Annotated in this window: 21 protein-coding genes; 12 read left to right on the forward strand and 9 right to left on the reverse strand. The window is 73.2% G+C overall.

Going from position 1 to position 19,125, the window contains the following annotated elements; translation table 11 throughout:
* Positions 1-54: 54 nt before the first annotated feature.
* The gene (locus OHB01_RS29800) at positions 55-801 is read right to left on the reverse strand and encodes an SDR family oxidoreductase (protein ID WP_328854286.1); all 747 of its coding nucleotides are present in this window, start codon (positions 799-801) and stop codon (positions 55-57) included.
* Between the two features lie 160 nt (positions 802-961).
* Complete coding sequence (locus tag OHB01_RS29805) at positions 962-1,873, reverse strand: LysR family transcriptional regulator (RefSeq protein ID WP_328854287.1); 912 nt, start codon at positions 1,871-1,873, stop codon at positions 962-964.
* 256 nt (positions 1,874-2,129) lie between these two features.
* Between OHB01_RS29805 and OHB01_RS29810 the strand changes: the two genes are divergently transcribed.
* The 6 genes from OHB01_RS29810 to OHB01_RS29835 all read left to right on the forward strand — a co-directional run bounded on the left by OHB01_RS29810 (position 2,130) and on the right by OHB01_RS29835 (position 7,010).
* A complete protein-coding gene (locus OHB01_RS29810) occupies positions 2,130-2,789 on the forward strand; it encodes a TetR/AcrR family transcriptional regulator (protein ID WP_142651367.1) in 660 nt (219 codons plus the stop codon).
* A 73-nt stretch (positions 2,790-2,862) separates the two neighbouring features.
* Positions 2,863-4,197: a HAMP domain-containing sensor histidine kinase gene (locus tag OHB01_RS29815; protein WP_328854288.1), complete on the forward strand. Its 1,335-nt coding sequence runs from the start codon at positions 2,863-2,865 to the stop codon at positions 4,195-4,197.
* Between the two features lie 141 nt (positions 4,198-4,338).
* Positions 4,339-4,545, forward strand: coding sequence for a hypothetical protein (locus OHB01_RS29820; RefSeq protein ID WP_205831047.1), 207 nt, complete (start codon positions 4,339-4,341; stop codon positions 4,543-4,545).
* Positions 4,546-4,658: 113 nt separating this feature from the next.
* Positions 4,659-5,228: a winged helix-turn-helix domain-containing protein gene (locus tag OHB01_RS29825; RefSeq protein ID WP_142651365.1), complete on the forward strand. Its 570-nt coding sequence runs from the start codon at positions 4,659-4,661 to the stop codon at positions 5,226-5,228.
* The gene (locus OHB01_RS29830; RefSeq protein ID WP_142651364.1) at positions 5,221-6,072 is read left to right on the forward strand and encodes an SRPBCC family protein; all 852 of its coding nucleotides are present in this window, start codon (positions 5,221-5,223) and stop codon (positions 6,070-6,072) included. Before OHB01_RS29825 ends, OHB01_RS29830 begins: the two co-directional genes overlap by 8 nt.
* Before the next feature lie 83 nt (positions 6,073-6,155).
* The gene (locus OHB01_RS29835) at positions 6,156-7,010 is read left to right on the forward strand and encodes a class I SAM-dependent methyltransferase (protein ID WP_328854289.1); all 855 of its coding nucleotides are present in this window, start codon (positions 6,156-6,158) and stop codon (positions 7,008-7,010) included.
* Here the strand turns inward: OHB01_RS29835 and OHB01_RS29840 are convergent.
* The gene (locus OHB01_RS29840) at positions 6,919-7,533 is read right to left on the reverse strand and encodes a helix-turn-helix domain-containing protein (protein WP_142651362.1); all 615 of its coding nucleotides are present in this window, start codon (positions 7,531-7,533) and stop codon (positions 6,919-6,921) included. The genes OHB01_RS29835 and OHB01_RS29840 overlap by 92 nt on opposite strands.
* Positions 7,534-7,652: 119 nt before the next feature.
* Between OHB01_RS29840 and OHB01_RS29845 the strand changes: the two genes are divergently transcribed.
* Both OHB01_RS29845 and OHB01_RS29850 read left to right on the forward strand, forming a co-directional pair.
* A complete protein-coding gene (locus OHB01_RS29845; RefSeq protein ID WP_142651361.1) occupies positions 7,653-8,135 on the forward strand; it encodes a cation:proton antiporter regulatory subunit in 483 nt (160 codons plus the stop codon).
* Between the two features lie 8 nt (positions 8,136-8,143).
* Positions 8,144-9,304, forward strand: a complete 1,161-nt coding sequence (locus OHB01_RS29850) for a cation:proton antiporter (protein WP_142651360.1) — start codon at positions 8,144-8,146, stop codon at positions 9,302-9,304.
* A gap of 81 nt (positions 9,305-9,385) precedes the next feature.
* Here the strand turns inward: OHB01_RS29850 and OHB01_RS29855 are convergent, their stop codons facing one another.
* The 3 genes from OHB01_RS29855 to OHB01_RS29865 form a co-directional block, all read right to left on the reverse strand.
* Positions 9,386-10,195 (reverse strand): cytochrome c oxidase assembly protein, encoded by an 810-nt coding sequence (locus OHB01_RS29855; RefSeq protein WP_328854290.1) that lies wholly within the window; start codon positions 10,193-10,195, stop codon positions 9,386-9,388.
* Positions 10,192-10,746 carry a DUF2243 domain-containing protein gene (locus OHB01_RS29860; protein WP_142651358.1) on the reverse strand — a complete coding sequence of 185 codons (555 nt, stop codon included), beginning with the start codon at positions 10,744-10,746 and terminating at the stop codon, positions 10,192-10,194. The genes OHB01_RS29855 and OHB01_RS29860 overlap by 4 nt, the downstream gene beginning before the upstream one ends.
* Positions 10,747-10,901: 155 nt before the next feature.
* Entirely contained in the window at positions 10,902-11,669 is a 768-nt protein-coding gene (locus OHB01_RS29865; protein ID WP_142651357.1) for a TetR/AcrR family transcriptional regulator, read from the reverse strand.
* 75 nt (positions 11,670-11,744) lie between these two features.
* On the opposite strand from OHB01_RS29865, the gene OHB01_RS29870 reads away from it, so the two are divergent.
* Positions 11,745-12,755, forward strand: a complete 1,011-nt coding sequence (locus OHB01_RS29870) for an ATP-binding cassette domain-containing protein (RefSeq protein WP_328854291.1) — start codon at positions 11,745-11,747, stop codon at positions 12,753-12,755.
* Positions 12,752-13,585 carry an ABC transporter permease gene (locus OHB01_RS29875; protein WP_328710026.1) on the forward strand — a complete coding sequence of 278 codons (834 nt, stop codon included), beginning with the start codon at positions 12,752-12,754 and terminating at the stop codon, positions 13,583-13,585. The genes OHB01_RS29870 and OHB01_RS29875 overlap by 4 nt, the downstream gene beginning before the upstream one ends.
* Positions 13,586-13,630: 45 nt before the next feature.
* On the opposite strand, the gene OHB01_RS29880 is transcribed toward OHB01_RS29875, so the two are convergent.
* Positions 13,631-14,134, reverse strand: a complete 504-nt coding sequence (locus OHB01_RS29880; protein WP_147944810.1) for a MarR family winged helix-turn-helix transcriptional regulator — start codon at positions 14,132-14,134, stop codon at positions 13,631-13,633.
* A 54-nt stretch (positions 14,135-14,188) separates the two neighbouring features.
* Positions 14,189-14,380 carry a hypothetical protein gene (locus tag OHB01_RS29885; protein ID WP_240972057.1) on the reverse strand — a complete coding sequence of 64 codons (192 nt, stop codon included), beginning with the start codon at positions 14,378-14,380 and terminating at the stop codon, positions 14,189-14,191.
* Positions 14,381-14,463: 83 nt separating this feature from the next.
* On the opposite strand from OHB01_RS29885, the gene OHB01_RS29890 reads away from it, so the two are divergent.
* Positions 14,464-14,892 carry a glutaredoxin domain-containing protein gene (locus OHB01_RS29890; protein ID WP_328854292.1) on the forward strand — a complete coding sequence of 143 codons (429 nt, stop codon included), beginning with the start codon at positions 14,464-14,466 and terminating at the stop codon, positions 14,890-14,892.
* On the opposite strand, the gene OHB01_RS29895 is transcribed toward OHB01_RS29890, so the two are convergent.
* Positions 14,852-18,061, reverse strand: a complete 3,210-nt coding sequence (locus OHB01_RS29895; RefSeq protein ID WP_328854293.1) for an AfsR/SARP family transcriptional regulator — start codon at positions 18,059-18,061, stop codon at positions 14,852-14,854. The two genes, OHB01_RS29890 and OHB01_RS29895, sit on opposite strands and share 41 nt — an antisense overlap.
* Positions 18,062-18,159: 98 nt before the next feature.
* Between OHB01_RS29895 and OHB01_RS29900 the strand changes: the two genes are divergently transcribed.
* Positions 18,160-19,113, forward strand: a complete 954-nt coding sequence (locus OHB01_RS29900) for a tyrosine-type recombinase/integrase (protein WP_328854294.1) — start codon at positions 18,160-18,162, stop codon at positions 19,111-19,113.
* The last annotated feature ends 12 nt before the right edge of the window (positions 19,114-19,125 follow it).

Here is a 19,125-nt window from a genome sequence, read left to right on the forward strand (position 1 = left end):
CGCCCGGCGGCCAGCCCCGTGAGGCGGCCGGCCGCCGGGCGCGAGGCACACGGGTCACACGGCCACGCGGCCGCCGTCCACGTGCAGGGTCGTGCCGTGGACGAAGCTCGCCCGTGGCGAGGCCAGGAACACGATGGCCTCGGCGATCTCCTCCGGGCTCGCGGGGCGTCCGGCGGGCCCGGCCTGAGCGAGGTCGTCGAGGTCCCCGCCCATGGGGGCGGTGCCCTCGGTGCGCGTCGGGCCGGGGCTCACCGCGTTGACCCGTACGCCCCGGGGGCCGAACTCCGCCGCCCAGGACTTCGTCAGGAGCACCATCGCGGCCTTGCTCGACCCGTACAGGCCCATGCCGGCGAGGCCGAACTCCGCGACCATCGTGGTCACGTTGACGATCGCGCCGTTGCCGCGGCCGGCCATGGCCGGGGCGAGTTCGGCGACCAGGAAGTAGGGAACTTTGACGTTCAGGTCGAAGACCGCGTCGAAGTCCCGTTCACTGGTCTGGGCCGTGGGCCCGAACGGATAGATCCCGGCGTTGTTCACGAGCACGTCCACGTGCCCGAGCAGCGCGGTCGCGCTCCTCGCCAGAGAACGCGCCGACGCCTCGTCGCGCAGGTCGGCCCGCACGAAGTGGGCCTCGCCGCCGAGAGCGCGGATCTCCTCGACCACTTCCTTGCCCCGCGTCTCGTCTCGGCCGGACAGCACGACCCGGGCGCCGAGCCGGGCCAGCGCCCGGGCGGTCGCCCGCCCGATGCCGCTGGTGCCCCCGGTTATCAGCGCGCCGGTTCCCGACAGTTCTGCGGTCATCGCTTCCACCTCTGCTGATTCACTGATCCTTCCGACCGGTCGCCGAGTGAGGCGACCGGGTGCGCAGGGTGCAAGCTCCGGCCGGGTACGGGAACTTCCGGAACGGTCATAGTGGTGGCCGATGACGGCCATCAGGTGTTCCTCTGGCCGGCTGGGATGATCACCGCGCGCCGTCCGGGTCGGGGAAGCCCGCGATGAAGTCGGCCAGGTCGCGGCGGCGCGAGGTCGCCGGCCAGACCGCCCAGGTGCGCCGGACCAGCGGGTGACCGGCCAGGGGCGACCACGCGACGGCCGGAGGCAGCGGCTGCGGCCACTGCGGCGGCGCCAGTGCGAACCCCCTGCCCGTGCTCACGGCGGCGAGCTTGACCTCCGCGATCAGCTCCTGCCCCTCGGGTGCGGCAGGGCCGAGGTCAAGGCCGTGGCTGCGCAGGATCGCGGTCAGCTCGCCGAACCAGGCGGGGCTGCCGGAACGCGGGAAACCCACCCATTCCAGCCCGGTGAGCTCCTCCAGCCGGATGCCGTCGGGGCCACGCAGCTCGGCGGCCCGGTCGGCCGCGAGGAGCACGCCGAGCCGCTCCCTGGAGACGAGCATCGCGTCGAACTCCTGCCCCGGCGGACGCTCCCTGAGCAGGCCCACGTCGAGCTCACCGGCCTGCAGCGCGGCCAGTTGCGCCGCCGTGGACAGATGACGCGCCTGCACGCGGGTGCCGGGGTGGGCCACGGCGAGCTGCTCCAGCGGCGGGCCGAGCAGGTCGGACGGCACCTCAAGGGGAATCCCCACGCGCAGCACCCCGCCGTCCCCGCTCGCGTACGCGGCCATGGTCCGCAGTGCCCGATCGTGCCGGGCGAGCACGGCGCGCGCCTCGGCGAGCAGCGTCATCCCCGCCTCGGTGGGCCGGACTCCGGCGCTGCCGCGGACCAGCAGCTTCACCCCCAGCCGGCGCTCCAGCATGCCGACGGTCTGGGACAGCGCGGGCTGGCTCAGGTGCAGCCGCCGCGCCGCGGCCGACATGCCGCCCTCTTCGGCCACCACGACGAACGCCCGCAGTTCCCGCAGTTCCATGCCCGCCATTTCACCCTCCCGGGAGCGGCGCGGCGCGAGTGACCGGCGCCTGCCCCCGATCCCCTCGCGGCCGGCCGGGGTCGTCGGCGGTCGTCGGTTCTGTGCCCTCTCCCACGCGAAGCGGTGCCGCATCCGTGTCGTGCGAGCGGCGCATAAACCCGGCACTGGACGATTTGGTCCAGTATGTGGTGGTATGTCGTAATTGTCAAGGTTGCTCCTCCGGCATGCCCCGGCAGGGCCGCTGTGGCCGAAGGTGGGGTTGCACATGGCCGTTCGAGGGCCGGAAAAGGGTTCTGCGAGGCTCACCGCACGCGGCGCGGCCACTCGCCGGCGCATCGTCGAGACCGCCGCGGACCTCATGTTCCGGCAGGGGGTGGCGGCGACGCCCCTCGATCAGGTGGTGGACGCCTGCGGCATCAGCAAGTCGCAGCTCTATCACTACTTCCCGGACAAGGACGCGCTGGTCGCCGAGGTGATCGCGATGCGGGAGCACCTCGTGGTCTCCGCACAGAAACCGCAGCTCGACCAGGTGCGCTCGATGCGAGATCTCGAACAGTGGCGCGATTCGCTGCTGGCGAATCTTCGGGAGCGCGGCATGCCGTACAAGTGCCCGATCGGCTCGCTGGCCAACGAGCTGTCCGGCCGCAGCGACGACGCCCGCCAGTCGCTGGCAGAGATCTTCGGCGCATGGCAGGGGCTGATCGCGGACAGCCTCGCCCGGATGCGGGAGAACGGCGAACTCGATCCCGGGGTGGACCCGGGAGAACTCGCCGTCGGGGTCATCGCCGCCCTGCAGGGGGGCTACCTGCTCGCCGAGACGATGCAGGACGAGCAGCCCTTCATGGTCGCCCTCGACATGGCACTCGACCACGTGAAAGCGCACGTCAAGACCCCTGTCACCGATTTGACACAATCGGATAACTGACCGCAAAGTGGACGCAATCGTCCACTCTGCCTTGGTGGTGGCCCACCGGGGGCGGCAGGAAATGGTGAGGCCGATGCGGTTCCTGCACTCGCTGCAGGCGCGCTACACGACAGCGGCGACGACGCTGTTATTCCTGATCACGGCCTTGGGCGGCGTTAGCCTGGACCTGGCCGTCCGATACAGGATCGAGGACCGGGTGTTCTTCGACGCCGAGCAGGTCGCCGCCCGGTGGAGCGCGCAGGTGCGCAGCGGCACACTGCCGCACCCCGCCTCCGTCTCCGGCGCCATCCACCTGGTCCAGCTGGTGGACGCCCGGGGCAGGATCCTGGTCGCCAGCCCGGACGCGGCGGGGCGGCCGCGGCTGAGCATGCTCCGGCCCCCGGCCGACGACCGGCTCCAACGGCGCGTCGAATGCGCCCCGGGCAGGCCGTGCCTCCTGCTCATGGCCAACCGGGTGTCGCCGGCCCCCGATGCCCCCGTCGTCTACGCCGGGACGGTCGAGCCGCCCCTGTGCGGGACGCACCGCCTCGAATACCTCATCGGAGGGGCCGGGCTCCTCATCGTCCTGTCGGGCGCCCGCCTGATGTGGTGGATCATCGGCCGGGCGCTGCGCCCCGCCGAGCGCCAGGCCCAGTTCGCCGCCGTCACCTCCCACGAGCTCAGGACACCGATCACCGGGCTGCGGCTGCAACTGGAGGAGGCGCTGATCCACCCTGACCAGGTCAACCCCCGCGACACCATCCGGGGGGCGCTGTCGGCCGCCGGCCGCCTGGAGGCGATCGTGCAGGACCTGCTGGTGATGGCCCGGCTACGCGACGGCCGGGCGGAGCCGCACGAGCCGATCGACCTCGCGGCACTGGTCACCGCAGAGGCGGACACTCACTACGGCGGCACGCCGGTGAAGGTCTGCACGTCCGGGGACGTGTGGGTGCACGGCTCGCGGATCCAGCTGATCCGGCTGGTGGGCAACCTGCTGAGCAACGCGCGGCGGCACGCGGAGACCGGCGTCACGATCGGCGTCGCATCCGCCGACGGCCGGGCGGTCGTCACCGTGACCGACGACGGGAACGGCATCGCGCGCGCCGACCGCGAGCGGATCTTCGAGCGGTTCACCCGCCTGGACGAGGGGCGGTGCCGGGACTCCGGCGGCACCGGGCTGGGGCTCGCGATCTCCCGCGACATCGCCCACGCCCACGGCGGAACGCTGCGGATCGAGGACTCCCCACGCGGAGCACGGTTCGTCCTCCGGCTGCCGCTCCTCGACCGGAAAGCGACCGGCGGGCGGCGTTCCCCCCGTCCCGGGTGGACGGACCACGGCCGGGAGTCCGGACCGGAGCCGGGGCCAGAACCGGAGCCGGGGCCAGAACCGGAACCGGGGCCAGAACCGGAACCGGGGCCGGACCGCTGACGACCCGGTGACCGGCGGCGGGCGCGACCACTCCACTCCACCCGCCACTCCACCCACCGGACCGCCCACCTGGCCGCCCACCTGGCCGTACGTGCCCGTGGCCGGACGTGGCGCTCCCCGGAGACACCTCCGGGAAAAATCTTGAAAAAAATCCGGGAGGCGTGTCGATCCGGGGGCGTCCCGTTCGAGGAGTGGGTGAAGGGCCGGGAGGGACCGGCCCCCTGGGAGCGCGTCGCCGCGCTCTACCGGGTGCTCGCCCACGTCTCGCCCTCCCCCGTGGTCGAGCTCAACCGCGCCGTCGCGGTCGCGATGGCCGGGGACCCCGCCCGCGCCGCCGCCTGCGCGTAGCCCGGCCGGCGCCCAAGGCCCACATCCCAGACAGACCCCCGAGGTCGGCACCCCCGCTTCTTCCGCGAACTCCATTGACAAAGAGAATTTTTACGTACAAGACTGTTTTTGCAATGAGAGACGTCCTGTACCTGGAGCAGATCGAGCAGGCCGAGGCACTGCTCAAACCGCAGCGCATCGAAGTGCTGCGGCAACTGGCCGAGCCGCGCACGTGCACCGAGGTGGCGGCGGTGCTCGACCAGACGCCGCAGCGCGTCTATTACCACGTCAAACGCCTCGTGGAGGCGGGCCTGGTCGAGCAGGTCTCCGAACGGCGGGTGCGCGGCATCACCGAAGGCATCTACCAGGCGAGCGCCCGCTCCTACTGGCTGTCGCCGGGCCTGGTGGGCCGCATCGGCGGGCTGCGCCGGCGCCAGGACGAGCTCAGCCTGGGCTACCTGCTCGACCTCATGGAAGAGGTGCAGGCGGACATCGCCGCCCTCGACCGCACCGCGCCGGAGCTGCCGTCCATCGGCGTGTCCGGCGAGGTGCACGTGTCACCGGAACGACGCCAGGAGTTCCTGGCCGACCTGCGCACCATGCTGCAGGACCTGTTCACCCGCTACGGCGGCGCAGAAGGCGACGCCTTCAAGCTCGTCGTTGCCTGCTATCCCCATCATTTCCGAGGAGACGACCATGACTGAGCCGATGATCATCCGCGTCCGCCTCGCCGCCCCGGTGAAGGAGGTCCGCCACGCGCTGACCGACGCCGCGGCGATGCGGGTGTGGCTGGCCGAGCACGCCGAGTCCGACCTGCCCGGCCGGTACGCGTTCTGGGGCCGCCGTACGCCCGAGGGCGACGCCCCTCACCAGCGCGTCCTGCACGCCGACGACCACACGCTGCGCTTCGCCTGGCTGCTGGACGGCGTGGAGACGACCACCGAGATCACGCTGACGGAGGAGACCCCGGACACGACCGTCCTGGCTCTGTCGCAGACCCACTTCGACTTCCAGGACGTCATCACCGGGGCGAGCATCCGGGGCGTGCTGCAGACCTTCTGGTCGATGGCGCTGTCCAACCTGGCCGACTACCTCGAGGGGCGCGAGATCGGGCCCCAGCCCGACTTCACCTCGGCCGACTTCCGCGGCGAGACCGTCATCGACGCGCCGGTCGAGCAGGTCTTCGACTCCCTGGTCGACTCGGACAAGGCGAGCGACTGGTTCGGCTTCCCCGTCGGCATCGAGCCGCACGTCGGCGGGCGCTTCGCCATGGGCGGCCTGGACGCCGACCCGAGCCCCGCGAAGATCATCGATCTGGTTCCCGGCAAGACCATGGCGACCGACTGGGGACCGGCGGGCGTCGTCACCTGGGAGCTGGAGGACAGCGGCGGCAAGACCCGCCTGACGTTCGTCCAGAGCGGCTTCGACACCGGCAAGCCGCCGTACGCCGCCTGGACCGGCTGGCTCAGCGGCATCGCCGCGCTGCGCCGTTACCATGAGAACCCCGGCAGCCACCGGTTCTGGCTCCCCGCCGAGCCCGCGGCCTGACCGGCCCCGACGACCCCGCCCCCACCAGCCCCGCCCCACCAGCACGGCCCCGCCCTCACACATGAACCGGAGTGTGATCGGTCATGACGGTGACCCCGGACGTCCTCACCTACTACGAGCAGGGCAAGGAGGACGGCAGGCTCCGTACGGGCCGGGGCCGGCTGGAGCTGTGGCGGACGCAGGACGTGCTGCGCCGGGCCCTGCCGTCACCACCCGCCCGGGTGCTCGACATCGGCGGCGGCACCGGGGTGCACGCCGAGTGGCTGGTCGCCGACGGCTACGAGGTCGAACTGCTCGACCCGGTCCCGCTCCACGTCGAGCGGGCCGGGGCCCTGCCGGGCGTGACCGCGCGGCTGGGCGACGCACGCGACCTGCCCCTGCCGGACACGAGCGCCGACGCGGTCCTGCTGCTGGGCCCGCTCTATCACCTGCCCGACCGCGCCGACCGGGTCACCGCCCTGGCCGAGGCGCGCCGCGTGGTGCGCCCCGGCGGGCTGGTGGCCGCCGCCACGATCAGCCGCTACGCGGCCGTGCACGACATGGTCTACCTGGGGGTCTACGAACACGAGCCGCACCGCCGGGCCGCCCGGGAGGCCATGGAGAACGGCCGCCTGCTGGGTCCTGCGCAGGGCTTCCCCGCCTACCTGCACGAGCCCGACGAGGTGCCGGGGGAGTTCGCCGACGCCGGGCTCCCCGGCGCCGAGCGCTACGGCCTGGAGGGCGCCTTCTGGCTGGACGGCGACGTGGACGACTGGCTCGACGACCCCGAGCGCCGCAGGCTCATGCTCGACGCCCAGCGCACGCTCGAACGCGTGCCGTCGCTTCTCGGGGTCAGCGGGCACCTGCTCACTCTCGCCCGCCGTCCGGCGCAGGCTCCTGCTTCGCCTTCGGGCGGGCACGCAGGTGGGCGCGCTCGCCCTGGCTGCCGAACAGGCTGAGGAACTCGACCGCGCCCTCGTCGGCGGCGCCGAACCAGTGCGGCAGCCGGGTGTCGAACTCGGCCGCCTCCCCTGGAGACAGCACCAGATCCCGCTCGCCGAGGACGAGCCGCAGCCGCCCGTTCAGCACGTAGAGCCACTCGTAACCCTCGTGGGTCTTCGGCTCCGGCGACCTCCTGGCGCTGCCCGCCGGGATCACCAGCTTGTACGCCTGGATGCCCCCGGCCCGGCGGGTCAGCGGCAGCATCGTCATCCCGAAGCGGACGACCGGCCGCAGATGGATGCGCGGATCCCCCGTCGGCGGGGCGTCCACGAGCTCGTCGAGCGTGACCCCATGGGCCTTGGCCAGGGGCAGCAGCAGTTCGAGGGTCGGCCGCCGCGCGCCCGACTCCAGCCTCGACAGCGTGCTCACCGAGATGCCGGTCGCCGCCGACAGGTCGGCGAGCGTCGTCTCGCGCTGTTTGCGCAGCGCACGCAGCCGGGGCCCGACCGAGACGAGCGCGTGTTCGAGGTCGTCGTCCACGCACGCCAGATTGCCATAACGGCAACGACACATGCCAAGAGGACCCGAAATGAGACCTCCGTCCATTGTTGGTAGGTTCCTGGGTACCCATTGACTTATCTGAACGGAGGAGCAGCGCCGTGGATGTCGAGCAGACGGTGTTGCCGGGAATCGGGCTTCGGCACGAGTTCACCACGCGCTCGGGACGGCGTATAGGTGTCGTCTCCCACCGCACAGGCCGGCGCGACCTGGTGATCTACGATCCCGATGATCCCGACAGGGCCTGCGAGACGGTGAAACTCAACGACGAGGAGGCGGACGCGCTCGTCGAGCTCCTCGGCGCCCCCCGCATCGTCCAGCGGCTCAACGCCCTGCACCGCGAGGTCGAGGGCCTGGTCAGCGTCCAGCTCCCGATCGCGCCGGGCTCCCCGTACGCCGGCCGGCCCATGGGCGAGGCCCAGGTGCGCACCCGCACCGGAGCCTCCATCGTGGCCGTCGTCCGCGCCGGGCACGTGTTCGCCAGCCCCGCCCCCGACTTCGTCCTCTCCGGGGACGACATCGTGGTCGTGGTGGGCAGCGAGGACAGCACCGCCGCCGTCGCCGACATCTTCGCCAGCGGCTGAGGCAACGCGTGCACAATACGGCGATACTGTTTCTGGAATTCGGCGCCGTCGTCCTCGGACTCGGCATCCTCGGAGCGCTGGCGCTGCGCGTCGGCATCTCCCCCATCCCGCTCTACCTCATCGCGGGCCTGGCCTTCGGCACCGGTGGCATCCTCCCGCTGGCCACCAGCGAGGAGTTCATCGCCACCGGGGCGGAATTAGGCGTCATCCTGCTGCTGCTCACCCTCGGCCTGGAATACAACGCCGACGAGCTCATGACCAGCCTCAAGGGCAACGCCCGCGCCGGTCTGGTCGACCTCGTGCTCAACGCGGCGCCGGGCGCCGCCTGCGCGCTGATCCTCGGCTGGGGACCGGTCGCCGCCGTGGCCATGGCGGGCGTCACCTACGCCACCTCCTCGGGCATCACCGCCAAGGTTCTGTCCGATCTGGGCTGGATCGGTAACCGCGAGACCCCGGTGGTGCTGTCACTGCTGGTCTTCGAAGACCTCACGATGGCGATCTACCTGCCTGTCCTGACCGCCATGCTGGCGGGGCTGAGCCTGTTCGCCGGCGCGGTCACCGTGGCCATCGCGCTCGCCGCGGTGAGCGTGGTCCTGCTGGTCGCGCTGCGCTTCGGCCGCTACATCGAGGCGTTCGTCGCCAGCCCCAACTCCGAGGTCCTCGTGCTCAAGGTGGTCGGGCTGGCGCTGCTGGTCGCCGGGCTGGCCCAGCAGCTGCAGGTGTCGGCCGCGGTCGGGGCGTTCCTCGTCGGCATCGCGCTGTCGGGCGAGCTGGCCGAGGACGCCCAGGCGCTGCTCGCGCCGCTGCGCGATCTGTTCGCCGCGGTCTTCTTCGTGTTCTTCGGCCTGCAGACCGACCCCACCAAGATCCTGCCCGCCGCCGCCCTGGCCGCGGGCCTGGCCCTGGTGACGATGATCACGAAGCTGATGACCGGCATCTACGCGGCCCGCCGCGCCGGCATCGCCCGCGCCGGCCGGGTCCGCGCGGGCATCGCGCTCATCCCCCGCGGTGAGTTCAACATCGTCATCGCCGGTCTGGCGGTCGCCGCCGGAGCCCATCCCGACCTGGGCGCTCTGGCGGCGGCGTACGTCCTGATCCTGGCGGCCTTCGGTCCCCTGGCGGCCCGGCTCGTGCAGCCGCTCCTCGTGCGCGTGGCGAGCCGCGCCTGACACCACCCCCACACTCCCCCCACCGGCCTGCCCCCGCACCATGCGGCGGCAGGCCGGCGCGTTTCCGGCCCCGTACGGGTCTCAGGCCCGCACGGCGCGGCGGGCGACGGACCTGGAGCGGCGTTCCGGCCGCCAGGTCGACACGAGGGCGGCCGCGAGGAGAAGCTCGGCGATGTCCCCGCCGTAGTACATGATCTCCGCGCCGCCCCGGACCTCGGCGACGGGCGCGTGCACGTCCACCCAGAAGCCTCCGTACATCAGCTGCGCGACGACCGCGTGCACGGCGATGGCACAGCCCAGACAGACCAGACGGGCCCGTACGCCCGGCCGGGCCGGCGCGGGGTCGGGACCTGCGATGACGTGCGCGAACAGGCAGCCCGACAGCAGGAAGTGCGCGTGCAGCAGCCAGTGCCCCGCGGGCCGGGCCGTCACGGCGTTGTAGAGCGGGGTGAAATACAGCACCACGAGGCTGCCGGTGGACAGCAGCAGTGCGGTCACCGGATGGGTCGGCAACCGGCCGGCACCGCTGTGCACGACGGCGGACAGCCGCCGCGCGCCCGCGACGGGCATGGCCCGCAGCAGCAGGGTGACCGGCGCGCCCAGCACCAGGGCGAGCGGGGCGTACATGCCGAGGAGCAGATGCTGCACCATGTGGCCGCGGAAGTCGGCATGCGCGAACGACGCGACGGGCGGCAGCAGCGCCGCCGCCGACAGCGCGAGCCCGGTGGCGAAGCAGGCCGTACGCCGCCGGCTCCAGCCCGCGACCGGGTTGCGGCGGCGCGCCCGCCGCGCCAGGCGCAGGTAGACGACCAGGGCGAGAAACAGGGCGAGGAGCAGGGCGAGGAGCAGGGCGAGAAGCGCGGCGTGGTCCGCCGCGTCATGGTGGTTCATCGCGCGACGGCCCTGGCGGGAGGATCGGCCGGGTCGAAGGAGCGGCCGCTGCGCGCGAGCAGGTAGCCCCCGGCGAGCAGCAGCGCGCCCAGGACGAGGAACCCGATGTCCCACCAGAGCTGGTGGGGCCCGCCCCGGACATGATGGATGCCAAGGATGTGGTGGTCCAGGACGCCTTCGACCAGGTTGAAGATCCCCCACCCGGCCAGGATCCACCCCCACAGCACCCGCGAGGTCCACACCCGGCGCCGGTGACGGGTGACCCTGGAGTAGAGGATGGCGAGGCCGGCGAGCACCGCCAGCCAGCACACGGTGTGGAAGACGCCGTCCCACACGGTGTTCATCTCCAGGCCGGAGACGGTGCGCGGGTTGTAGAACCTCACCCCGATGTTGTCGCTGTCGGTGCTGCTCAGCATGTGATGCCACTGCAGGAGCTGGTGCAGCAGGATGCCGTCGGCGAACCCGCCGAGCCCCACCCCGAGCACGATGCCCGGCAGCCGCAGCCCGACCGGCGTCGCACCGGCCCGGGCCTCGCCCGCGGTGGTCGCCATCACCGTGCCTCCGTCCCCCACGCCACTGCGCTGGTTCTCCTGCGCCGGTTCTCCTGTGCGGATCTCCGCGAGGGCAGGTTCCCCGGACGCGAGGGTGTAGTCACGCAGGCACGCGCGGGCCGGCCGCCGGGCCTACCGACTCTTTGACCAGCGCCTCACCCGGCGGTGCGGGCGGCGACGAACGCCTCGATGCCGTCGAGCACGCGCTGCAGGCCGAACTCGAATGCCTGGTCGGGATCGTAGGCCGCGTTGTACGCCTCGCCCGCTGCCGCGCCGACCCGGGCGGCCACCGGGTAACGCCGGGGGTCGAACACCCTGGCCAGATAGGGCGCGTGCGCGTGCCACCACTGCTCGTCGGTGACGCCGGTCTCGCCCGGCGCCTGCGCCGCCTCCACCGCGCCCCGCGCCGCTCCGCTCACATAGCCGTTCAGCAGCGTGACGACCGAGTCCATCTCGAGGTCGTCCAGGCCGATGCCGTCGACGGCCCGCAGCTCGTAGTCGTACTTCGCGATGAGGTTGGGGCCCAACGGCGGCCGGGTGAGCGACGACACCTGCAGCATCCACGGGTGCCGCCGATAAAGCGCCAGGTTCTCCCGCGCGATCAGCTCCAGCCTGCCCCGCCAGCCGCCCGGCACCTCCTCGGGCGCGGGCAGCTCGCCGTACGCGGTGTCGAGCATGACGTCGATCAGCTCCGCCTTGCCGGGGACGTAGGTGTACAGGGACATCGTCCCCACCCCGAGCTGCTCGGCGACCTTGCGCATGGACAGCGCGGCCAGGCCCTCGGCGTCGGCGACCTCGATCGCCGCGCGCACGATCCGGTCGACCCCGATCTCCGGCTTGCCCTTGCGCCCGGTCCGCTCCCCGGTGCGCCACAGCAGGGCCAGACTCCGCGCCGGGTCTCCCTGCGAGCTGTACTCCGTCATCGCCCGCGAATTCTATGCGCAGCGCGACTCCGTATGCTGTACGGTACGCCGTACGGAATATTGGGAGGAAGCGCGATGACGCACGCGATCGCGGCCGACGGGCTGCGCAAGCGATACGGGAACACCCCCGCCCTCGACGGCCTCGACCTGACGGTCGGCGCGGGCACGGTGCACGGCCTGCTCGGGCCGAACGGCGCAGGCAAGACCACCGCCGTCCGCATACTCACCACGCTGCTGCGCCCGGACGGCGGCACGGCCCGCGTCGCCGGCTTCGACGTCGTACGGCAGCCCGCCGACGTGCGCCGCAGCATCGGCCTCGTCGGCCAGCACGCCGCGCTCGACGAGGTCCTCAGCGGCAGGCAGAACCTCGTCATGTTCGGCCGCCTTCACCACCTGCGCCCGACCGCGGCCCGCGTCCGGGCCGACGAACTGCTCGACCGGTTCGGCCTCGCCGACACCGGGACCAAACCGGTCGGGAACTACTCCGGCGGCATGCGCCGCCGCCTCGACCTGGCGGTCGGCATGATCTGCTCCCCTCCGGTGCTGTTCCTCGACGAGCCCACCACCGGCCTGGACCCGCGCGGCCGCACCGAGGTATGGGAGGCCGTCCGCGCCCTCGTCGCCGAGGGCACCACCGTGCTTCTCACCACCCAATACCTGGAGGAGGCCGACCAGCTGGCCTCCCGCGTCTCGGTCGTCGACGCCGGCCGCGTCGTCGCCGAGGGCTCTCCCGACGAGCTGAAGTCCGCGCTCGGCGGCGACCGCCTCGACGTCGTCGTGCGCCACACCGCCGACCTGCCCGCCGCCGCCGCGATCGTCGGCCGAGCGGAGGGCGTCTCGGGTGCGGTCTCGGGTGCGGTCTCGGGTGCGGTCTCGGATGGTGTGTCCGTCGACGTGGACGCCGACACCCGCCGGGTCAGCGCACCCGTACGCGACCGGTCCGCCGCGCTCCCCGAGGTCCTGCGCGCCCTCGACGCCGCGGGCGTCGCCGTCGCCGACATCGCCGTACGCCGGCCCTCCCTGGACGAGGTCTTCCTCCACCTGACCGGCACCAGGAAGGACGCGAGGAAGGAATCCGCCGCATGAGCACGACCGTCACCGCACCCGAGATCCCCCGCACCCCGGCCGCGCGACTGCGCTGGACTCTGGCCGACGGCTGGACCGTCACCCTGCGCGATCTCGGCCACTGGGCCCGCAAACCCGGCCAGGTCGTGGCCGGCCTGCTGTTCCCCGTCATGATCGTGCTGATGTTCGGCTACCTGTTCGGCGGCGGCATGGCCGTACCGGGCGGCGGCGACTACCGCGAATACCTCATGCCCGGCATGTACGCCATGACAATGCTCTTCGGCATCGAGGCCACCTTCACCGCCGTCGCCCGCGACGCCGCCCAGGGCGTCACCGACCGCTTCCGCTCCCTGCCCATCGGCTCGTCCGCCGTCGTCCTCGGCCGCAGCGCCGCGGACATGCTCAACACCGTCCTCGGCCTCGCCGTCATGATCGCCTGCGGCCTGGCCGTCGGCTGGCGCTGGCACGAAGGGCCCGCCCGCGCCGCCCTCGCCATCGGGCTGCTGTTGCTGCTGCGCTTCGCGTTCCTGTGGGTCGGCATCTACCTCGGGCTGACCCTCGGCGGCCCGGAAGCCGTCATGGCCGTCCAGGTCCTCGTCTGGCCCGTCGGCTTCGTGTCCAGCGCCTTCGCCTGGACCGGCACGATGCCCGGCTGGCTCGCCGCCGTCGCCGAATGGAACCCCCTGTCGGCCACCATGGCCGCCACCCGTGGCCTGTTCGGCAACCCCGGAGCGGGCGGCACCACCTGGATCTCCGAGCACGCCGGGGTCATGGCGCTGGTCTGGCCGCTGCTGCTCATCTCGGTCTTCCTCCCGCTGTCGGTCCGCCGCTACCGCCGCCTCGACCACTGACGGCGCTGACGGCGCTGACGGCGCTGACGGCGCCGGAGTGCGGGACTATGAGGCCGGGGGGTGCGCGGCCCGCCGGGTGTGGTGGTCCCGCAGCCGGGTGAGCAGATGCACGAACTGGTCGCGCTCGGCAGGGGTCAGCGGGGCGAGCAGCTCCTCGTGGAGGTCGTCCAGCACCTTGTCGAGGCGGCGCAGGCTCTGCCGCCCCTGCGCGGTGATGGTGATGACGTTGCGGCGGCGGTCGTCGGGATCCGGCATCCGTTCGACGAGACCGCGCTCGGCCAGTTCGTTGAGGACGCCCACCATGTCGCTGCGATAGATACCGGTGCGGCGGCTCAGCGTCGCCTGGCTGCCCGGGCCGAACTCCTCCAGCGAGGCGAGCACCGCGTAGTGCCACTTGCGGGCGTCGACCCGGGCCAGCCCCTCGCCCATCAGCCGGTCCGCCCGCGCCGCCACCATCGCGAGCAGGCGGCTGGCACGTCCGCGCAGCCGCTCCGGCGTCTTCGTCTCACCGTCGTGCGGCATGTCCGCGGCTTCGGCCCTGCTGGTCATGCCGCGATCCTAGCGCCCTTGTGTTAGTCCGGCTAACGATACGGGCCGCCGCCCTCAGCCGCCGGGGCGGAGCGTGGCGGCGATGACGTCCGAACTGTCCGCATGCAGGGCCTGCGCCGCCGTCTGCCCGGTCGCCGCCAGATAGGTGTCGGCAGGCCGGTTGCCCACGGCATACCCGGCGCCTACGGCCGGGGCCGGCAGGATCCGCCGTATGGCCGAGCAGGTGTCAGGAACAGTGATCGACATGGCCGCGAGGCCAGAACCTGACCCGACGTCGGAGTCAAACCCGCGCGCTGTCCACCGAAGCACGCTGCGCTAGCCTGATCGCCATGCTGCGCCGATGGACGCTCCCGATCCTCTTCCTGGCCCTCGGGCTCGCCGCCGCGGCACGGCAGATCGCCCGGGGAGCCCCGGTCGCCGCCGTCACACTGCTCCTGATCTTCCTGGTCGGCGCCGTCCTGCTGTCCCCGCTGATCTTCCCCAGGTCCGTCAGCGCCGCCGAGGCGCTGCGCCGCGCCGCGGCCGACGGCCGGCCCATCGTCTACTGGCGCCCCGGCTGCCGCTACTGCATGCGGCTGCGCACCCGGCTCGGCCGCCACGCCTACCAGATGCACTGGGTCGACATCTGGCGCGACCCGGACGGCGCCGCGGCGGTCCGGGCCGCCACCGGCGGCGACGAGACGGTGCCCACCGTGGTCGTGGCGGGCACGCCGCACGTCAACCCCGACCCTCGATGGGTGCGCGCGCAACTGCCTTGACCAACCTCAGCTTCGGACGGCCACGTTCCAACCTGTGCACCCCGTCCGACCCGCCGTCCAACCCGCGCAGCGTCCGCGCCGCACCCGCGACCAGCACGGCACGCGGCAGGTCCCCACCGGCGGCACACCACTCCGCCACCGCCTCCAGCACCATCGCGCGCACCGTCTCGTCACCCGCCCGCCCCGACGACACCAGCGCCGAACGCAGCGACCGCCACGCCGCCTCGCGATCCCCGAGCTCCGCCCGCACCCGCGCCAGCTCGACATGAACCGTCGACAGGAACTGCCCCGGCACGTCCGCCTGCCCGTCCACCAGCTCCAGCGCCTCCACCAGCAGGCGCTCCGCCTCGCCGAGCTCACCCCGCCGCCGCGCCACCTCCCCGGCGGCCTGCCGCACCCGCGCCGCCGCCAGCCGATCCAGCGTACGGTCGGCCGCCTCGCCGGCCAACACCAGCTCCCGCTCCGCCCCCACCACATCACCCGTACGGGCACGCAACTGGGCCAGCCGCACCCGCAGCATCATCGGGAGGGGCACCACCTCCATCCCGCCGAGCAGCCCCGCCAGCTCCGCCGCCTCCTCCAGCAGCGTCAGCGCCTCCGCCGCGTCCCCCCGATTCTCCGCCACCAGCGACAGCCAGTAGAGCGCCAGGGACAACCCCCACCGCTCCCCCAGCGCGCGGTAGCCCGCCAGCGCCGCACGCAACCACGGCTCGGCCGCCCGCGCCCCCGCCCTGCCGTACTCGAACTCCCCGATGCCGCCCATCAGCAGCCCGGTCGCCCGCGCCCACGGATCCTCGTGATCGCCGAACGCCCGCATCGCCGCCAGCGCCCTGCGCCAGTGATCCACCGCCCCGCCCGAGGGCCTGACCCCCACGATCCAGGCCCACAACGCCACGGGATGGCCCGACTCCTCGACCACGCGCATCGCCTCCGGCGACGCGTACGGCTCATCGGACGCCAGCAGCACGCACAACGCGTGCGGCAGCTCCAGCCCATGCGGCGCGGCCTCGCCCAGCACCGCCCGGATGGCCCGCGCCCACCTCGCCGCCTCGTCGCCCCGCCCCCGCACCGTCCACTCCCACAGCCTGGCCATGAACAGCCGCAGCGACTGCCCCTTCTGCCCGGTCCGTACGGCGTGGCCCAGCGCCGCGTCGAGGTTGCCCCGCTCGGCGTCCAGCATCGCCAGCAGGCGAAGCTGCTCGGCCGTGCGCAACCCGGGCTCGGCCGCCTCCGCCACCTCGACGAAATAGCCCAGATGCCGGTCACGTACGGCCCGCGCCTCGCCCGCCTCCTCCAGCCGCTCGGCCGCGTACGCGCGCACCGTCTCCAGCAGCCGATAACGCACCTGCGCCGCCCGGTCCGCGGTCCCCTCGGGCTCGGCCACGACGACCAGCGACCTGTCCACCAGGCAGGTCACCGTCTCCAGCCCCGCCCCGCACACCCGCAGCGCCGCCTCCGCCGTCGCCCCGCCCGCGAACACCGACAACCGGCGCAGCGCCACGCGCTCCTGCGGCGACAGCAGATCCCAGCTCCACTCGATCACCGCCCGCAGCGACCGATGCCGCGGCCCCGCCGTACGGCCGCCGCGCAGCGCCAGCCGCTCGCCCACCGCCTCGGCGAGCTGCCGCATCGTGAACGACCGCAGCCGGGCCGCAGCCAGCTCGATCGCGAGCGGCAGGCCGTCGAGCTGCCGGCACACCGCGACCACATCGGTCACCACCGAGTCGTCCACCACGAACCCCGGCCGCGCGGCCGACGCCCGCGCCGCGAACAACGCCACCGCGGGGAACTCCAGCGCCCGCGCCGCGTCCACGTCGTCGCCGGGCAACGCCAGCGGCCGCACCGGATGGAGATGCTCGCCGGGAACGTCCAGCGGCTCTCGGCTGGTCGCCAGGATCCGCAGCCCCGGCACCCCCGCGAGCAGCCGCTCCGCCAGCGCCGCCGCGCCGTCCACCACGTGCTCGCAGTTGTCCAGCACGAGCACGAGCTCCCGGCCCGCCAGCGCCTCCACCAGCGCGTCGAGCGGCGACAGGGCCGGCCGCGCGGCGACGTCCCCGTCCCGCTCGGGCGTGGCCGCGGGTACGGTCGCCCGCACGGCGGCCACCACGTCCGCCGCGTCGCCGGCGGCGGCCAGCTCGACCAGCCAGACACCCGAGGCGGCGGCGAGCCCGCCGGCGACCTCCACCGCCAGCCTGGTCTTGCCCGCGCCGCCCGGCCCGGTCAGCGTGACCAGCCGCGCGGCCGACAGCAGGCCCCGCACCCGCGCCACGTCCTCCCGCCGCCCCACCAGGCTCGTCACCGGCGCCGGCACGTTCCCCCGTACGGCAGCCCGTACGGGCTTTTCCGGAGGCGCGTAGCGCAGCGCCTCCAGGTGGGCCGCGCGCAGCTCCGGCCCGGGATCGACGCCCAGCTCGTCAGCCAGCCGCCGCCTGACGCGTTCGAACGCCTCCAGCGCGTCCCCGCGCCGCCCCGCCGCGCACAGTGCCCGCATCAGCAGGGCATGGAACGGCTCGCGCAGCGGATGCGCGGCGACGACCTCCTCCAGCTCCGCCACCAGCGCCCCGGCGGCCGCCGTGTCCACCGCCGTGTCCACCGCCGTGTCCACCGCCGTGTCCACCGCCGTGTCCACCGCCGTGTCCACCGCCGTGTCCACCGCCGTGTCGGCCACGGCGAGGTCGGCCGCCACCCGGGCCTCCAGCGCGCAAAGCCGCAGCTCCTCCAGGCGCGCCGCCGCCACCTGCGCGAACGGCAGGCCGGCCGCGTCGGCGAGCGCCGCACCCCGCCAGAGCGCCAGGGCCGACCGCAGCACGGCCGCGGCACGCCGGGGATCGCGCTCGGCCCGGCCCGCACGCACCAGGCGTTCGAACTCGACGGCGTCTACCTCCTCCGGCGGGACGTCGAGCAGATAACCGGCCGGATGCGACACCACTGTGCCGTGCGAGCCCTCGTGCACTCCCTGGTGTCGCAGCTCACGTCGTAGCCGCGACACCAGGGAATGCAGCGCCGCCACCGGGTTCGCGGGCGGCTCCTCCCACAGGTCCTCGGCCAGACTCTCGGCGGTGACCACCCTGCCGGGTTCCAGAGCGAGCCGGATCAGCAGCACGCGCAGCCGCGCACCTTTGATATCGCCGCCGGTCACCCGCAACGGCCCGAGAATCCCGATTCGCATGGCTCTCTCATTGTCGTTGAGGGTTTTGGTTCGTGGCGTAAATGATCTTGTAGCCGCCCAGCGCCTTTACAATGTAGATTCATAGTAGGATCGGCGTGATGAACACCCCCGCCGTCCCCGAGCGGAACACCCCCGCGCGGCCGGAGCGCGATCCCTACCAGGTGTATCTCGACGCGCTGCAGAGCCCCGAGTCCAAGCGCACGATGAAGGGCTGCCTCGACCGCATCGCCCGCCTCATCACCGGCGACCCGGAGGCGACCGGCGCCGGCCAGCCCTGGGAACTGCTCCGCTACGAGCACACCACCCGGCTGCGGACGCTGATGCGGGAGCAGGGCTGGTCGCCCTCCCACGTCAACAAGCATCTGGTCGCGCTGCGCCGGGTGCTGAAGGAGGCGTGGCGGCTCGGCCTGATGAGCGGCGAGGACTACCAGCGGGCCGCCGACCTGCCCGCCTACAAGCACACCCGCGTCCCGGCGGGACGGCACGTCGAGAACGAGGCGCTGGCTGCCGTGCTGGAGGTGTGCGACGGCGACCCCTCCCCCGCCGGCCGCCGCGACGGCGCGATGCTGGCGGCGCTCTACTCCACCGGCTGCCGCCGCGCCGAGATCGCCGGGCTCACCCTGGCCGACTTCGATCCCCACGCGCGTTCCCTGCGGGTGCGCGGCAAGGGCGACAAGGAACGGCTGGTCTACCTGACCGCGGAGGCCGTCGAGCGCCTCGATCTCTGGCTCGCCGTACGCGGGCGGGCGACGGGCCCGCTGTTCTGCCCCATCAACAAGGGCGGGCGGCTGCGCCTGGCCCACATGACCGGCCAGGCCATCGCCGACATCGTCTCCCGCCGCCTGGCCGCCGCCGGGGCCTCCCCGCGTACGCCGCACGACTTCCGGCGCACGTTCATCGGCGAGCTGCTCGACGCCGGGGTCGACCTCGCCACCGCCCAGGCGCTGGTGGGCCACGCCTCCCCCGCCACCACCGCGCGCTACGACCGGCGGCCCGAGCGGCGCCGCCGCGAAGCCGTCGACCGGCTCCGCGTCCCCGGCGCCGCCCGCTGACCGGGCCTGCCG

The organism is Microbispora hainanensis (assembly GCF_036186745.1).
In the GTDB taxonomy this organism is placed as follows: Bacteria; Actinomycetota; Actinomycetes; order Streptosporangiales; family Streptosporangiaceae; genus Microbispora.

What these genes read in the sequence shown, in the direction of transcription:
- OHB01_RS29855 (WP_328854290.1), bottom strand. Translation starts at nt 10,195, where the DNA reads ATGAACCACCATGACGCGGCGGACCACGCCGCGCTTCTCGCCCTGCTC.
- OHB01_RS29810 (WP_142651367.1), top strand. Translation starts at nt 2,130, where the DNA reads ATGGCCGTTCGAGGGCCGGAAAAGGGTTCTGCGAGGCTCACCGCACGC.
- OHB01_RS29870 (WP_328854291.1), top strand. Translation starts at nt 11,745, where the DNA reads ATGACGCACGCGATCGCGGCCGACGGGCTGCGCAAGCGATACGGGAAC.
- OHB01_RS29880 (WP_147944810.1), bottom strand. Translation starts at nt 14,134, where the DNA reads ATGACCAGCAGGGCCGAAGCCGCGGACATGCCGCACGACGGTGAGACG.
- OHB01_RS29890 (WP_328854292.1), top strand. Translation starts at nt 14,464, where the DNA reads ATGCTGCGCCGATGGACGCTCCCGATCCTCTTCCTGGCCCTCGGGCTC.
- OHB01_RS29860 (WP_142651358.1), bottom strand. Translation starts at nt 10,746, where the DNA reads ATGGCGACCACCGCGGGCGAGGCCCGGGCCGGTGCGACGCCGGTCGGG.
- OHB01_RS29885 (WP_240972057.1), bottom strand. Translation starts at nt 14,380, where the DNA reads ATGTCGATCACTGTTCCTGACACCTGCTCGGCCATACGGCGGATCCTG.
- OHB01_RS29800 (WP_328854286.1), bottom strand. Translation starts at nt 801, where the DNA reads ATGACCGCAGAACTGTCGGGAACCGGCGCGCTGATAACCGGGGGCACC.
- OHB01_RS29875 (WP_328710026.1), top strand. Translation starts at nt 12,752, where the DNA reads ATGAGCACGACCGTCACCGCACCCGAGATCCCCCGCACCCCGGCCGCG.
- OHB01_RS29895 (WP_328854293.1), bottom strand. Translation starts at nt 18,061, where the DNA reads ATGCGAATCGGGATTCTCGGGCCGTTGCGGGTGACCGGCGGCGATATC.
- OHB01_RS29830 (WP_142651364.1), top strand. Translation starts at nt 5,221, where the DNA reads ATGACTGAGCCGATGATCATCCGCGTCCGCCTCGCCGCCCCGGTGAAG.
- OHB01_RS29900 (WP_328854294.1), top strand. Translation starts at nt 18,160, where the DNA reads ATGAACACCCCCGCCGTCCCCGAGCGGAACACCCCCGCGCGGCCGGAG.
- OHB01_RS29865 (WP_142651357.1), bottom strand. Translation starts at nt 11,669, where the DNA reads ATGACGGAGTACAGCTCGCAGGGAGACCCGGCGCGGAGTCTGGCCCTG.
- OHB01_RS29815 (WP_328854288.1), top strand. Translation starts at nt 2,863, where the DNA reads ATGCGGTTCCTGCACTCGCTGCAGGCGCGCTACACGACAGCGGCGACG.
- OHB01_RS29805 (WP_328854287.1), bottom strand. Translation starts at nt 1,873, where the DNA reads ATGGCGGGCATGGAACTGCGGGAACTGCGGGCGTTCGTCGTGGTGGCC.
- OHB01_RS29825 (WP_142651365.1), top strand. Translation starts at nt 4,659, where the DNA reads ATGAGAGACGTCCTGTACCTGGAGCAGATCGAGCAGGCCGAGGCACTG.
- OHB01_RS29835 (WP_328854289.1), top strand. Translation starts at nt 6,156, where the DNA reads ATGACGGTGACCCCGGACGTCCTCACCTACTACGAGCAGGGCAAGGAG.